The following is a 13,443-nucleotide window of genomic DNA, read 5'->3' on the forward strand; positions in this document are numbered from 1 at the left end:
GGGTTTATCCGCATCAGGTCAAGGTTTAGGGTGGTCAGCTGCGTAGCCTTCAAAGGTTACATTATCGGCTATTGTGCGTGCCTTGGCTTCTTGCTCGGGGCTGCGAATGGTCCAGCAGAGAATATGCGCGCCTTTTGATTTTAGTTCAGCTACCCGCGGGGTGCTGAGATCGGCCGCCTCATGGCTAATGAAACAAGCCCCCACCTGATCATAATCATCTATCCGGCGCAATTCTTCGCGGCGGTTCAGGGGGATAAGCTGCGCCTCGTCATCAGTATAGCTCTCGGTGACAATGCCACGGGGGATGTCCGGTGCGAATTGTGCCAGTTTAGCCACGGAATGCGGATTAAAAGACATAAGTGCAACTGGGCCCTGATAGTCTTTTAGGGCTTTTGCTGTGGCTTGCTCTAGGGGGCCAACATTCGGGCCCATCACGCCGTCTTGATCTTTCAGTTCGATCAACAATGGTACTCGGCCATCAACAAGTTTTAATATTTCAGCAAAGCTAGGAATACCCTCGTCGTTCCCAATCAAGGTGATGGCTTCGGCTTCGGTTTTGGTTACTTGTTGGATCGGACCAGCGCGCCCGGTGAGGCGCGCCATATCGTAGTCGTGAAACACCATGGCTTGATGATCACTGGTGCATTGAAGGTCAAATTCAATACCATAGCCTGCTTCAATCGCTGCAATAAACGCGGCGCGCGAATTTTCAGGACGCCCTGCATCGCGGTCATGATAACCACGATGTGCGATTGGGGCTGTGAAAAACTCAGCAGGTAAAGTCATCATTTGATCTGGAAAATGCCTTCGATTTCGACGGCTACACCAAATGGCAAAGATGCTGCGCTGACGGCGGATCTGGCGTGGCGGCCTGCTTCGCCTAGAGCGTTAGCCATAAAATCAGATGCGCCGTTCACGACCATCGGCTGCTCAGCGTACTCTTGTGTCGAATTGACGAAACCCACCAATTTTACAACACGAACAAGACGATCAAGATCGCCGCCACACGCTGCTTTGACTTGGGCCAAGAGGGCAATTGCACATGTTTGCGCGGCAGCAGCGCCTTCTTCTGTTGTCATGGTGTCGCCGAGCTTACCAGTGATAAAGCCATCAGGGCCGTTTGAAATTTGACCTGATACATGGATCAAATCCCCGACTTGAACGTAGGGAACATAGTTCGCCGCTGGTGCAGGTGCATCCGGTAGCGTGACGCCCATTTCCGCAAGTTTTGTTTCAAAATTTCCAGCCATGATAGCCTCCGTTGATCGCATTTTGACAAACGCTATCGGTTCGCGCATCCAAGTGAAACCTAAAAATTAGTTTTCGCGAAAGGCACGAACAAAATAATCTGAAAAGGGTTTGATAAGGTACTGCAAGGGGCTTCGATCCTGGGTTCTGATGAAAGATTCCACAGGCATACCGGGGATCAACGCCAGATCATCAGGTAACTTAGCGGCTTCATCCTCAGGAAGAATGATTTCGGCTCGATAGAAGCTTTGCTGAGATGCTTCATCTGTGAACGCATCTGCTGAAATTTTCACAATCCGACCAAATAATTCTGGGGTTGTTCGAGCGTCAAACGTAGGGAACCGGAGGATGACTTCTTGGCTGACGTATATCTGATCAATATGGGTCGGGTCGACCCGGCTCGCTATGATCAAGGGACGATCTTGCGGTATCAGGTACAAAATTGGATCGGCTGGGCGCAAAACGGATTGTTCCGCAAAAACCTGCATACCGTATACGATACCGGAGACAGGCGCACGCACCTCAAGTCGGGACAAAAATTCAGTTAGATTGCGGCGGCGTTCCTCTAGCTCGAATTGCTGGGCCTGAACATCACGAAGTTCCGCGATAGATTCTTCGCGCCGTGTTGAACGGATGCGTAAAATTTCGATTTCAGTTTCGGTAATCCGGCCTTCGGTTTGTGCGACAGAGGCTGCCAATTCACCTTGCTGACCGCTTAGTCTTGCTTTTTCACGTTGCAGTGAAAGAACACGGGTTGCCTGCGCCAGCCCTCGTTCTAAAAGGTCTGCTTGGCTTTCATACTCTTCATCCAGCAGCTCAAGTTGCTGAACGAGCGCGTCTTGCTGTGCGCGAATGCCTACAATCTGATCTTCGAGCTGCTGGCGTCGATTGCCGAGTTGTTCAATTTGCTGATCGAGAGAGTGCCGTCGTGCCAAAAACAGCCGATCTTGACCCGCGAGCAAGCTTCTTAGGTCGGCGTTGTCTGGGGCCGCTTCGATCAGCTCAGGGTCGTAGGAAATTTCAGCACGATCATCGCGCTCGGCCTCAAACCGTGCACGACGTGCGAGAATTTCAAATAACTGCCCTTCAACGAGTGTGAGTTCAGATAGTAGTGCGGTGGGGTCCAGTCGAACAAGAACATCGTCGACATTTACGATGTCCCCTTCTTCAACAAGAATTTCGGAAACGACACCTCCGTCGGGGTGTTGGACGATCTGATTGTTTTGTTCGACTTCGACTTGCCCGGAGGCAACAATTGCCCCAGAAATTTCGGCAAACACAGACCATCCGCCAAAACCGCCAACGAGCAGTAGCAATGTGAGAAAACCTAGCACCAATTGGGGACGTGCAGAAAAACGGCTAGAGTTGCTCATGACACGCCTCCCATTTTTGGGTTTGACAGAACTTGTTGATGGTTGCTGACAAATTTTTGTAGAACCTCCTCTTTAGGACCGAAGGCTTTGACCATTCCATTTTCCAGCATTAGCAGTTGGTCGCATTCCTTAATCGCGGCGGGGCGGTGCGCCATGATAAGGGTTGTTTTGCCCTCAGCCCGCATCGCTTTGATCGCAGTGTTCAAGGCAATAGAGCCGTCATTGTCGAGGTTTGAATTTGGCTCATCTAAAACCAAAATAACGGGATTCCCAAAAAGGGCACGCGCCAATCCGATGCGTTGGACTTGACCACCCGATAGTCGGCCTGTGGCATCGCTAACTAAGGTATCGTATCCCTTTGGTAAATTAACGATCATTTCGTGCGCGTCGGCCTTTTTCGCAGCGGCAACAACCTGTTCAGGGTTTGGTTCCATTTCAAGATGGGCGATGTTTTCGGCAATCGTTCCGGTGAATAGCGTAACCTGTTGCGGCAAATACCCGATATGACGTCCGAGATCGTCAGGATCGTATTGATCAAGTGAGGCACCATCTAAACGAATAGCGCCACCTGCAACGGGCCACCCACCGGTGAGGGCACGCGCCAATGTGGATTTACCGGCACCGCTGGCCCCGATAACACCCACCGCAGATCCTGGTGCAACGTTAAACGACACCATGCGCAGGGCGGCCTGCGTTTCTCCGGGGGGGATGATCGTGGCCTGATCAACCAGCAAATGTGCCTTTGGTTGAGGCAGGGGAAGGCGACGCGCTTGTTCAGGAATGGTGCCCAGCAAAACGGCCAGATTTTCGCGTCCTTTAATCGCACGCTGAACATTTGCCCATTGGCCGATGACCAGCTCGACAGGAGCGAGCGCGCGACCCATCAGAATTGAACCTGCGATCATGGCACCTGCTGTCACTTCTTGTTGCAACACGAGGTAGGCGCCAAGTGCCAGCATGGTTGATTGTAAAAACATGCGCAGGGTTTTCGTCGTTACAGAAAATATCCCGCTCGAGTCCCCGGCTACGACTTGTTTTTCTAGGGCTTCGCTGCGCGCGATTTCCCAACGGCGAAGTGTATTACCCAACATACCCAAGCTTTGGATAAGCTCAGCGTCTTCGCGGAAACGGCCAGAAATTGTTTGGGCTTCGAATTGAGATTGGCTGGCCCGGAGCACGGCCTGACGTGTGACAAATTGATTTAATAGCGCAATGGCAATTAAAATGCCGCCGCCACCGATGGCTAGATATCCCATCCATGGGTGAAACAAAAATATTCCAAATAGGAAAATGGGTGTCCATGGGATGTCAAAAAACGCAGCAAGTACGGGCGAGGCAATCAACGAACGTATACCTTCGAGGTCGGCCATGCCGGTTGAGGCCTCTTTTTCTGCTTTGCGCGTTGCGCGGGCGCGCATCACGGCTGTGAAAACGCGTTGATCTAATTTTTCCTGAAATCGGGCGGCTATGCGTGATAGTATCCGGCCACGCGAAAAATCTAGAATACCCATCATTCCGAATAAAAAAGCGATCAAAACAAACAATGCAACGAGCGTTTCTTCTGATCGGCTACCTAAAACACGATCATATACCTGTAACATAAACAAGGGCCCGGTCAGCATAAGGAGATTCACAAAAGCCGAAAAGAGACCGACAATCCAAAGAAGTGACCGATCATCCCGAAGTGCTGTGCGAAGCTGCTCTAGCCCCATGTTACGGATATTTGATGACATTTTACTGATGCTCGTTTTTTATATAATTATACAATTTACTAACAATATACCTAACGATGTCACCATTCAGCCACAATAGGCAAGCGAATGCTTCTGCTGGGATTGGACTCGTTTGAAATACACCTATTTATCTGCGAAACCCCGTGCTTTGAAATTGAAAACATAAAAATGCGATACTCCATGGCTCCTAAACTTGTGAATTTTGCCGCTCTTGCGGGCATTTTGTTTCTCGGTGCGTGTACGAACCCCGAGAATGTTGGTGGTATTCAAGACCCATACGAAACATTGAATCGTGGCGTTCACGAAGAAAACCGCAACATTGACGATGATGTTTTGCGGCCCGTATCCAATGCCTATGGTGAAAATGTTTCGCGGCCGTTGCGTCGAGGCGTTGCGAATTTTGCTTCAAACCTTAGCCTTCCGGGTAAAGTTGTGAACAATTTACTTCAAGGCGATTTGGAAGGTGCGGTACGAAATTCCTTCCGGTTTGCTTTTAATTCGACCATCGGATTGGGCGGTGTTCTGGACCCTGCTTATGAAATGGGTCTCCCGGAAGAGGACACAGATTTTGGCGAAACCCTATATGTTTGGGGCGTGCCTGAAGGGAATTTTGTTGAGTTGCCGCTCTTGGGGCCATCAACAGAACGTCATATGGCAGGCCGATTTGTTGATCTCTTCACCAATCCGCTTGGTTATGTGATTGAATCCCCTGCAAACTATCTTGTGATCGGCGCAAATGCGCTGTCTCGGATAGATGACAGATACGAGTATTCAGAAACGGTCGATTCTATCTTATATGAAAGTGAAGATAGCTATTCAGCGGCGCGATTAATTTATTTGGAAAACCGTCGCTTTGAATTGGGCGCAGAGGTATCTGAGCAAGAGGTCGATGAGATCGATGCATTGTTCGATGATTTATATGGTGAATAAAAATGAAACGTCGTGAATTTGTAAAATCAGGGTTGGCCGTTGGCGCACTTGGGATGTTGCCTCTGTCCGCGCAGGCGCTGACACCGGCGCAGGCTGAGGGCTTAGTGGCTGAGGTGATCAACCGCATTCAAGGCATTATCAATTCGGGTAATTCCGAAAGTCGTATGTTGCGCGATTTTGAAGGTATTTTCAGCCGCTATGGTAATACGCGTGTAATTGCGTTGCGTGTATTGGGTAATGATGGCCGCAGTGCGAGTGATAGCCAAAAGCGTGCGTTTGTCGAAGCGTTCCAAGGTTATATTGGACGTAAGTACGGGCGTCGTTTCCGCGAGTTCATTGGTGCGACTTTAGAGATTGAAGGTGCACGCCGTAACAACAGCTGGATCGAAGTCGAAACATCTGTTGCTCTACAGGGACAAGCCCCATTCCGCGTTGATTTCTTTGTTCGTGAAGCCGGTAATCAAAATTTGTTTTTTGACATGGTGATCGAAGGTATTTCTTTGACACGTGTGGAACGTGAAGAAATCGGTGCGATGTTAGATCGCCGCGGCGGGGATTTGAACCGTTTGATCGCTGATTTGCGTAACGCGGGTTAGATAATGCTGCGGTGGATGTCATTATCTTTATTGATCGCGGGAACTGCTGTGCAGGCACAGGATTTTTCGGGGCAATATAGCCAAGGCAACAGCGCTGATTGTACCACCATCGGAGAGACAGGAAACGCCATTCGTATTGAAGATGGCGTTTTTTATGGTGTCGAAACTGAATGCCGTATGACATTGCCCGTGGATGTCCGAGACATGGATGCTTGGCTATTTGATATGGCGTGCGATGGCGAGGGTCAGACTTGGCAAGCCAGGGCAATGTTCATGCCCGCAGCAGATGGCGGTTTGATCATGGTTTGGAATGGGTTCGCTTTTAAATATGACGAATGTACCGCCCTGTTAGAAGCCGAAGTTCCTGCACAAGAGACCGCAGAAGAAAACCCAGCCGAAACCGTATCAGATTAACGGTTTCGGTTTCCTCCGAGCAAGTTTCTCAGCATGTTTTCAATCAAGTTATCAGTTTGATTGCGTCGGTTTTGGGTATTTGGCTGAGGCTCAGGTGTTTCTGGAACGATGGGTTGTGGTGGTTCAGGGACAATCATCGGAAGTGGCTGTGCAGGTAAACCTTCATGTACGCGGAGCATCGTTTCCTGCCAAATTGTTGCGGGTAGCCCGCCGCCAGTTACACCAGTGAGTGGGGTGTTATCGTCATACCCCATCCAAACACCCGCAACATAATCAGCGGTAAAACCGATGAACCACGCATCCCGTGCTGCTTGTGTGGTTCCGGTTTTTCCGGCGACTTCTCGGCCGGGTAATTGTGCGCGTGTTCCAGAGCCAGATTCAACAACTTGGTTCATCATATAAATCAGTTGTTCGGCCGCCTGACGCGAAATGACACGTTCACCAATGCCGCTCTGCTGCTGCATTAATGGGGTATCGTCTCCCTGCAGGCTAAGCTCGACCAGACCAAATGGAGTAACTGAGCTGCCCCCGTTCAATATACCAGCATAAGCTCCGGTCATTTCAAGGAGTGTCGACTCAGACGCACCTAAGGCAAGGGCGGGGCCATCGGCGAGGTTGCTTTCAATGCCAAATTGTTCCGCCACAGTACGAACGTTGTCTCGGCCAACGCTTTCGGAAATTTTCACAGCCGGAATGTTTAGAGAACGTCGCAAAGCATCCGTCATCGTGACCATACCATGAAACTGATGGTCGTAATTCGCTGGCGACCATGGGCCAGAACCCGGGATGTTGATGGTCAGAGGGGCATCTTCGACGTAGTCATTATAGGTGTATCCCAAATCCAATGCGGCGGCGTATACAAACGGTTTGAAGGAAGAGCCTGTTTGACGGCTGGCCATCGTCGCGCGATTAAATGCGCCTGTGACGCGTGTTTGTCGACCGCCAACCATGGCACGTACTGCGCCATCGGATGACATAACGACAATCGCGGCTTGGGCTTCTGATCCCTCGCGCACACGTGTTGAAAACACCTCGAGCATCGCCTCTTCGGCAGCGGTTTGCAGGCGCTGGTCCAGCGTGGTTCGGATGATGACGTCTTCGGTTGTGTCGCGGGTGAAAAAATCAGGGCCGCTGCTCATGACCCAATCTGCAAAATACCCACCCGCGCGTGCCGCCGCAGCAGTTGACAGTGATGCTGGATTGTCGCGTGCATCTTGGGCTTGGGCTGCTGTGATGTAACCTTGGTCTCGCATTAAATTCAGTACGATTTGTGCACGATCGCGGGAGCGTTGCAAATTGTTCGTTGGCGCATAGCGTGTCGGGGCAACCAACAATCCAGCCAGCATCGCGGCTTGGGCAGGGGATACTTCATTTGCTGAAATACCAAAATACCGCTGACTGGCTGCTTCAAATCCACGTGCACCAGATCCCAGAAACGCTCGATTTAGATAAATCGAAAGAATTTCTTCTTTGGTATATCTGAGCTCCATCGCCATGGAGTAGGTCATCTCGGTGATTTTGCGCCAGAGTGAACCCTGCCGACATTCCGCTTCATATTCTGCTTCGGTTTGTCCGGCGGATGGATCATACGGATTACCTAAACACAGCAATTTAGCGGTTTGTTGGGTTATGGTTGAACCGCCGTGACCAGAAAGCGGGCCGCGCCCTTCGCGCAAATTGATGCGAATGGCAGATGCGATGCCACGCGGGCTAATCCCAAAATGACTGTAGAACCGTTTGTCTTCAGTTGCGACAACCGCATCATGTAAATATGGCGAAACCGTATCGGTGGTTATCATTCCGCCAAACTGATCCCCACGCCAAGCAAAGACCTGGCCCTCTCGGTCAAGTAAAGTAACTGATCCGCGCGCGCGGCCATCGACAAGTGCAGATGGGCTATCGGGCAGAGTGAAGTAGTAATATCCTATACCGCAGGCTAGCAATAGGCTTACGACAGCAATGCCACGCCACATCACGCCCCAGATAATACGCCAAATAAAGCGGAATATTCGTAAAATACTGGCGATCAACCAATGCCGTTTAGGGGCATCTTTTTTGCGAGCAGGTTTGCGTTTTGGGGTCGGCTTTTTTGCCGCTCCCTGAGACGTTTTTTTAGCTACCGTTGGTTTTGAATAGCGCTTATCAGCAACCAAAGTTGGCTTTTTTCTACCTGTTCCGCTCATCTGTCTTACCTGTCTGGCATTCGCCTTTTTCCTGACCATACTCCAATAAATCTTTCAAGGGGAGCGTCAATTACTTGCAAATGGATTATTGAGAAAAGCGAAACTCTGCCGAGTGATCAAAGCCACACCGAAAGGCAGAAAACAAAAACGCGCCCCAATTTAGGGCGCGTGTTATTTTGTGACCGAGGTCTGACGACGTATCAGATGCCACAATCAATAATGGCTTTGGCCAATACTGGAATGGTTTCTGCATTTAGGCCAGCGATGTTTAAGCGAGAGTCGCCAACCATGTAGATGCCATGGTCTTTGCGCAGCATTTCGACTTGTTCTGGTGTTGCGCCTAGGCGCGAGAACATGCCGCGGTGTTGGCCAATAAATGCAAAGCGATCAGAGCCCGAAAGGCGCTGTAGCTCAGACGCGAGCTGCTCGCGCAGAGCCAGCATGTTAAGGCGGACTTCTTCGAGTTCAGCTTTCCACTCGGCCGCAAGGGCATCGTCACCCATAACGGTCGATACAATACGCGCGCCGTGATCTGGCGGGAACGAATAATTCTGCCGATTCAAAAACGCGAGGTTCGCCTGCGTTAAGTCACGCAAAGCTTTGTCTTGGCTGACGGCCATCAAAACACCGGTGCGTTCACGATAGATACCGAAGTTTTTTGAGCAGCTTGCAGCGATGATGGTCTCAGGCATTTCAGAGGCGATCATACGTACCGCTGCCGCGTCCTCCTCTAGGCCATCGCCAAACCCTTGGTAAGCAATGTCGACAAATGGAATTGCATTTGTTTCCTGAAGAACAGCGATCACTTCGGCCCATTGTGCGAGCGTCAAATTTGCCCCAGTTGGGTTGTGACAGCAGCCGTGCAGTAGTACCACATCGCCCGCTGGGATATTACTGAGATCTTCGATCATACCGTCGAAGTCAACGCCACGTGTTTCTGAGTCAAAATACCGGTATTCGCCCATTTTCATACCGAGGTATTTGATAATGGACGGATGGTTTGGCCACGTCGGGTTTGAAATCCAAACTGTAGCATCTGGATTGGACATCTTGATAAGCTCAAGTGCCTGCCGGATTGCTCCGGTTCCGCCCGGGGTCGCAACTGCAGCAACTGCATCGCGATCAACAGCATTCCCAAGCACCAAAGAAACCATGGCGTCGCCAAATGCAGGATCACCTGCAAGGCCTGTGTAAGCTTTGGATGTCTGATCTTCCCAAATCTTTTGCTCAGCAGATTTTACCGCGCGCATGACAGGGGTGTTACCCGTGGCATCCTTGTATACACCAACACCAAGGTCGATTTTGGTGTCGCGCGGATCTTCGCGATACATTTGGATGAGTTGCAGGATTTTGTCAGCCGGTTGTGGCTTTAGGTTGGTGAACATCTTATTCGCCTGTTGCTACCTTGAGATCATTGTACATACCCCATTCGGCCCAAGAGCCATCATAGAGCGCGTGTTGAGTATGGCCCATACGTTCGAGGGCAAGATTGAGAATGGCTGCGGTGACACCCGAACCACAGGAGGTGATGACAGGCTTTGCCATGTCTACACCCGCCGAAGTGAATTGGGTTTCGAGTGCTTTAACATCTTTCATCGTGCCATTAGCGTTCAGCACAGATTGAAAGGGAATATTTACAGAGTTCGGTATGTGTCCCGAACGCAATCCAGCGCGGGGTTCAACCTCTTCGCCACGGAACCTTGCAGCGCCACGGGCATCAATGATTGTATAATCTCGGAGCTTTGATGCAGCTGCAACTTGTGTGACATCTTTTACCAAATGGGCCTGACGCTGCACGGTCATGTGGCGGTCACGAATGACGGGTGGCAAATCTTCGGTTTCGCGCCCTTCAGCTAACCATTTCGGCAGGCCGCCATCCAACACTGCGACATCAGTTTTTCCCATAAGCCGAAAAAGCCACCACGCCCGCGCAGCAGAAAATAGCCCTGATCCATCATAAATGACCACTTGATGCCCATCGCCTACGCCCATTGTGCGCAGGCGAGACATGAATTTTTCAATAGGCGGTGCCATATGCGGCATATCAGAGCGATGATCGCTGATGTCGTCGATATCGAAAAAGCGCGCACCTGGAATGTGGGATTTTTCGTATTCTGCTTTGGCGTCGCGATTGGCTGCAGGCATATACCAGCTGGCATCGAGAACGCGCAGATCAGGATCTTTTAGATGCTGTTCTAACCAATCTGTCGAAACCAGTGTTTTTGGATCATTTGTGGCCATGTTTGCCCCCCTATGACTCAGTTACGTCTTGCCTAACGGGCAGGCGACGGGGAGGCAAGTATTTACGTTATTTTGTTAGACTATTTGCCCATTGCATTGCGGATAAAGCTAATAACGGCAAGTAACACGCCACCGCCAACGCCGCCACTTACGATCTGGGTCAAGATGCCGGAAAGATCCATGCCCTCACCGCCGCCTATGCCGGCTGCGCCCAAGAGCTGACCGCCTAGACCGCCACCAACGATTCCAGCAAGAGAGTTCATAAGTGGCCCCTGATTAAGAGAGCCAACAAGACGTGCAGCGACGTTACCGCCGATAGCGCCTGACAATAGACTAATGATCGTTCCGAGCATGTGCGTTTCCTTCCGATGTCCATATTTGGTCGTCAGGGCGATGTTGTACCCCAATATAGGGTAGCACATTAGAAGAGGGTTCGAATTGACGTGAGGGGAAAAAGCGGAGAAACTTACCCGTTCTTCAGCAAACGTTGTTTCTGGCGACCCCAATCACGTTGGGCCTCGGTTGCGCGTTTGTCGTGGTTTTTCTTACCTTTAGCGATGCCAATTTTGATTTTGACAAAGCCTTTGTGGTTGAAATACATCACAAGTGGAACAATTGTCATACCTTGGCGCGATGTGGCCTGCCACAGCTTCGAAAGCTCGCGTTTGGATACCAGAAGTTTACGACGACGGCGCTCTTCGTGGCCCCAAGTTTTAGCTTGGGAATAGGGCGCTATATAGCTGTTCACCAACCATAATTCGCCTTCTTCGACGGCGGCGTAGCTTTCGGCGATGTTGGATTGCGCAGAACGCAGCGATTTGACCTCAGACCCCATAAGAATAATACCGCATTCGATGTCATCTTCGATTGCGTAATCATATCGGGCCCGCCGATTTTCGGCGATGATCTTGTAGTTAGGGTCTGATTTTGTCTGTGCCATAAACCCGATGTAGGCGCTTGGGCGCGGCGTGTCCAGAGGGCCTAAAAACAACGTATGACACTTGTGTATACGATTTGTGCCTTGAGGCTTTGTAGTCTCAGATGGTTTAAGCCTTTACGGAGTAGTTAGCGGGTCAGACGCCATAGTTGATAGAGCGCAATACTAGCTGAGAGCGAAGCAAGAAACAGCCAAGCTATACCCGATTGCTCTAAATAGACGACGCTAGAAACACTATCGAAGCATCGGCCCAACTCGTTGAAACAATTTCGCCATTTGAAATACAAATCGTAATACGCAAAAAAGAATACAGCGGAGAACGCCAACGATATAACTAACACTAATACTCTAATCGAATTTTTCATCACATGACCTACAAGCAAATGAGCAATGGTCGCTGAAGAACCGACAAAATGTCATTTGAGATTATTGCACTGGGTAGGTTTCCAACACGGGCTGTGTCGACGTAATGGACGGCGCTGGTAAACCGTATAGGGTTTCGCGTGCAATGTTTCCGGGTTGATTGGTAAGCATCAAATAAGTACTTTCGCTGACGGGAACGCCAAACTCATTGTGCGACGAGCAAGCGCTAACCAAAGCCGTAAGCGCACAAACCAAAAAAACTCTATTTACCATGATATCACCCTTTGATGCTAAGTATTGAATAGCACGGGTGGGATTGGCTTTACAACTTCGGTACAATTAACCTTTTGTCATGCGATGTAGCGTTTTTTGAGTGAGTGCTGAGGTTTGGGGCCTCGCGCTTAGTTCGCCTGTAGGGGCATAAGCGCGAGGGTTGACATTAATTTATCAGGCCAGCGTGACGCATCGCGGCGTCAATTGCTTCTTTGGTTTCTTCCAATAGCCCGGTCAAAGGCGAACGCACTTCTTCGGAACATAGGCCCAGTTTGGATAGGCCATATTTTGCACCGACAAGGCCCGGTTCCATGAAGATGGCTTCGTGCAATGGCATCAGGCGATCCTGAAGTTGGAGCGCAGTTGCGTAATCGCCTGCAAGCGTCGCAGTCTGAAATTCCGCACAAAGGCGCGGAGCGACATTCGCGGTGACGGAAATGCAGCCTGTGCCGCCGTGGGCGTTGAATCCAAGCGCTGTCGCGTCTTCGCCGGACAGTTGAACAAAGTTTGACCCACAGCTCGCGCGTTGCTGGGACACGCGCGCGATATCGCCTGTTGCGTCTTTGACACCTACAATGCGTGGCAGTTTTGCCAGCTCGCCCATGGTAGCGGGGGTCATGTCTACGATGGAACGTCCAGGAATGTTATAGATCACAATCGGCAGATCACAGCAGTCGTGCGCTTGGGTGAAGTGTTCGATCAAGCCGCGCTGCGTTGGTTTGTTGTAGTAGGGTGTTACAACGAGACCGGCATCTGCACCGACGCTTTGGGCATATTGCATAAAGCGCACGGTTTCGACGGTGTTGTTCGACCCAGCACCTGCGATTACGGGCACACGTCCGGCAGCAGTTTTAACAACTTCAGCGATGACTTGTTCGTGCTCATCATGCGTCAGAGTCGGGCTTTCGCCAGTGGTGCCAACTGGGACAAGACCATCGGAGCCTTCGCTGATGTGCCATTCGACCAACTTCTTGAGCGTATCGAAGTCCACCTGGCCGTCCGTGAACGGCGTGACAAGTGCAGGGAGAGACCCTTTAAACATGATACGCATCCTTCTATCGCGTGGGGATTCAGTGTGACCCCGATTAAAAAATTCGGCGGGTTGATGCCGCCTGATCGCTCAATGCCAAGTTTGTGCGTTGAAGGGAAGGG

The 13,443-nt window shown here is 50.7% G+C and carries 14 protein-coding genes; 3 read left to right on the plus strand and 11 right to left on the minus strand.

The features are described 5' to 3' along the window. Positions 1 to 18: 18 nt before the first annotated feature. The 4 genes from G9C99_RS13010 to G9C99_RS13025 form a co-directional block, all read right to left on the minus strand. A complete protein-coding gene (locus tag G9C99_RS13010; protein ID WP_231704066.1) occupies positions 19 to 789 on the minus strand; it encodes a glycerophosphodiester phosphodiesterase family protein in 771 nt (256 codons plus the stop codon). After that, positions 786 to 1,250, minus strand: coding sequence for a RidA family protein (locus tag G9C99_RS13015; RefSeq protein WP_166417943.1), 465 nt, complete (start codon positions 1,248 to 1,250; stop codon positions 786 to 788). The genes G9C99_RS13010 and G9C99_RS13015 overlap by 4 nt, the downstream gene beginning before the upstream one ends. 66 nt (positions 1,251 to 1,316) lie before the next feature. Continuing rightward, complete coding sequence (locus G9C99_RS13020) at positions 1,317 to 2,621, minus strand: HlyD family type I secretion periplasmic adaptor subunit (RefSeq protein WP_166417944.1); 1,305 nt, start codon at positions 2,619 to 2,621, stop codon at positions 1,317 to 1,319. Beyond that, positions 2,618 to 4,354, minus strand: coding sequence for a type I secretion system permease/ATPase (locus G9C99_RS13025; protein ID WP_166417945.1), 1,737 nt, complete (start codon positions 4,352 to 4,354; stop codon positions 2,618 to 2,620). The genes G9C99_RS13020 and G9C99_RS13025 overlap by 4 nt, the downstream gene beginning before the upstream one ends. A gap of 180 nt (positions 4,355 to 4,534) precedes the next feature. On the opposite strand from G9C99_RS13025, the gene G9C99_RS13030 reads away from it, so the two are divergent. From G9C99_RS13030 to G9C99_RS13040, 3 genes are read left to right on the plus strand one after another with little or no spacing between them, the layout of a single operon-like run. Continuing rightward, on the plus strand, positions 4,535 to 5,284 hold the full coding sequence (locus G9C99_RS13030) for an MlaA family lipoprotein (protein WP_166417946.1): 750 nt from the start codon (positions 4,535 to 4,537) through the stop codon (positions 5,282 to 5,284). 2 nt (positions 5,285 to 5,286) lie between these two features. After that, positions 5,287 to 5,880 carry an MlaC/ttg2D family ABC transporter substrate-binding protein gene (locus G9C99_RS13035; protein WP_166417947.1) on the plus strand — a complete coding sequence of 198 codons (594 nt, stop codon included), beginning with the start codon at positions 5,287 to 5,289 and terminating at the stop codon, positions 5,878 to 5,880. A 15-nt stretch (positions 5,881 to 5,895) separates the two neighbouring features. Beyond that, positions 5,896 to 6,294, plus strand: coding sequence for a hypothetical protein (locus G9C99_RS13040; protein ID WP_205859856.1), 399 nt, complete (start codon positions 5,896 to 5,898; stop codon positions 6,292 to 6,294). On the opposite strand, the gene G9C99_RS13045 is transcribed toward G9C99_RS13040, so the two are convergent. The 7 genes from G9C99_RS13045 to dapA form a co-directional block, all read right to left on the minus strand. After that, positions 6,291 to 8,477, minus strand: a complete 2,187-nt coding sequence (locus tag G9C99_RS13045) for a transglycosylase domain-containing protein (RefSeq protein WP_166417948.1) — start codon at positions 8,475 to 8,477, stop codon at positions 6,291 to 6,293. The genes G9C99_RS13040 and G9C99_RS13045 overlap by 4 nt on opposite strands. Before the next feature lie 200 nt (positions 8,478 to 8,677). Continuing rightward, on the minus strand, positions 8,678 to 9,862 hold the full coding sequence (locus G9C99_RS13050) for an amino acid aminotransferase (protein ID WP_166417949.1): 1,185 nt from the start codon (positions 9,860 to 9,862) through the stop codon (positions 8,678 to 8,680). Position 9,863: 1 nt separating this feature from the next. Further along, on the minus strand, positions 9,864 to 10,718 hold the full coding sequence (gene sseA, locus G9C99_RS13055; RefSeq protein WP_166417950.1) for a 3-mercaptopyruvate sulfurtransferase: 855 nt from the start codon (positions 10,716 to 10,718) through the stop codon (positions 9,864 to 9,866). Between the two features lie 80 nt (positions 10,719 to 10,798). Continuing rightward, positions 10,799 to 11,071, minus strand: a complete 273-nt coding sequence (locus G9C99_RS13060; RefSeq protein ID WP_166417951.1) for a hypothetical protein — start codon at positions 11,069 to 11,071, stop codon at positions 10,799 to 10,801. A gap of 113 nt (positions 11,072 to 11,184) precedes the next feature. Further along, positions 11,185 to 11,658 (minus strand): SsrA-binding protein SmpB, encoded by a 474-nt coding sequence (gene smpB, locus G9C99_RS13065; protein ID WP_166417952.1) that lies wholly within the window; start codon positions 11,656 to 11,658, stop codon positions 11,185 to 11,187. A gap of 423 nt (positions 11,659 to 12,081) precedes the next feature. Continuing rightward, positions 12,082 to 12,291, minus strand: a complete 210-nt coding sequence (locus G9C99_RS13070; RefSeq protein ID WP_166417953.1) for a hypothetical protein — start codon at positions 12,289 to 12,291, stop codon at positions 12,082 to 12,084. Between the two features lie 166 nt (positions 12,292 to 12,457). Next, positions 12,458 to 13,333: a 4-hydroxy-tetrahydrodipicolinate synthase gene (gene dapA, locus G9C99_RS13075; protein WP_166417954.1), complete on the minus strand. Its 876-nt coding sequence runs from the start codon at positions 13,331 to 13,333 to the stop codon at positions 12,458 to 12,460. Positions 13,334 to 13,443: the final 110 nt, after the last annotated feature.

Source organism: Cochlodiniinecator piscidefendens, assembly GCF_011326755.1.
In the GTDB taxonomy this organism is placed as follows: Bacteria; Pseudomonadota; Alphaproteobacteria; order Rhodobacterales; family Rhodobacteraceae; genus Cochlodiniinecator; species Cochlodiniinecator piscidefendens.

Excerpts from the sequence above, each read along its gene's own strand:
- G9C99_RS13010 (WP_231704066.1), bottom strand. The coding sequence starts at position 789 with ATGATGACTTTACCTGCTGAGTTTTTCACAGCCCCAATCGCACATCGT.
- G9C99_RS13015 (WP_166417943.1), bottom strand. The coding sequence starts at position 1,250 with ATGGCTGGAAATTTTGAAACAAAACTTGCGGAAATGGGCGTCACGCTA.
- G9C99_RS13020 (WP_166417944.1), bottom strand. The coding sequence starts at position 2,621 with ATGAGCAACTCTAGCCGTTTTTCTGCACGTCCCCAATTGGTGCTAGGT.
- G9C99_RS13025 (WP_166417945.1), bottom strand. The coding sequence starts at position 4,354 with ATGTCATCAAATATCCGTAACATGGGGCTAGAGCAGCTTCGCACAGCA.
- G9C99_RS13030 (WP_166417946.1), top strand. The coding sequence starts at position 4,535 with ATGGCTCCTAAACTTGTGAATTTTGCCGCTCTTGCGGGCATTTTGTTT.
- G9C99_RS13035 (WP_166417947.1), top strand. The coding sequence starts at position 5,287 with ATGAAACGTCGTGAATTTGTAAAATCAGGGTTGGCCGTTGGCGCACTT.
- G9C99_RS13040 (WP_205859856.1), top strand. The coding sequence starts at position 5,896 with ATGTCATTATCTTTATTGATCGCGGGAACTGCTGTGCAGGCACAGGAT.
- G9C99_RS13045 (WP_166417948.1), bottom strand. The coding sequence starts at position 8,477 with ATGAGCGGAACAGGTAGAAAAAAGCCAACTTTGGTTGCTGATAAGCGC.
- G9C99_RS13050 (WP_166417949.1), bottom strand. The coding sequence starts at position 9,862 with ATGTTCACCAACCTAAAGCCACAACCGGCTGACAAAATCCTGCAACTC.
- sseA (WP_166417950.1), bottom strand. The coding sequence starts at position 10,718 with ATGGCCACAAATGATCCAAAAACACTGGTTTCGACAGATTGGTTAGAA.
- G9C99_RS13060 (WP_166417951.1), bottom strand. The coding sequence starts at position 11,071 with ATGCTCGGAACGATCATTAGTCTATTGTCAGGCGCTATCGGCGGTAAC.
- smpB (WP_166417952.1), bottom strand. The coding sequence starts at position 11,658 with ATGGCACAGACAAAATCAGACCCTAACTACAAGATCATCGCCGAAAAT.
- G9C99_RS13070 (WP_166417953.1), bottom strand. The coding sequence starts at position 12,291 with ATGGTAAATAGAGTTTTTTTGGTTTGTGCGCTTACGGCTTTGGTTAGC.
- dapA (WP_166417954.1), bottom strand. The coding sequence starts at position 13,333 with ATGTTTAAAGGGTCTCTCCCTGCACTTGTCACGCCGTTCACGGACGGC.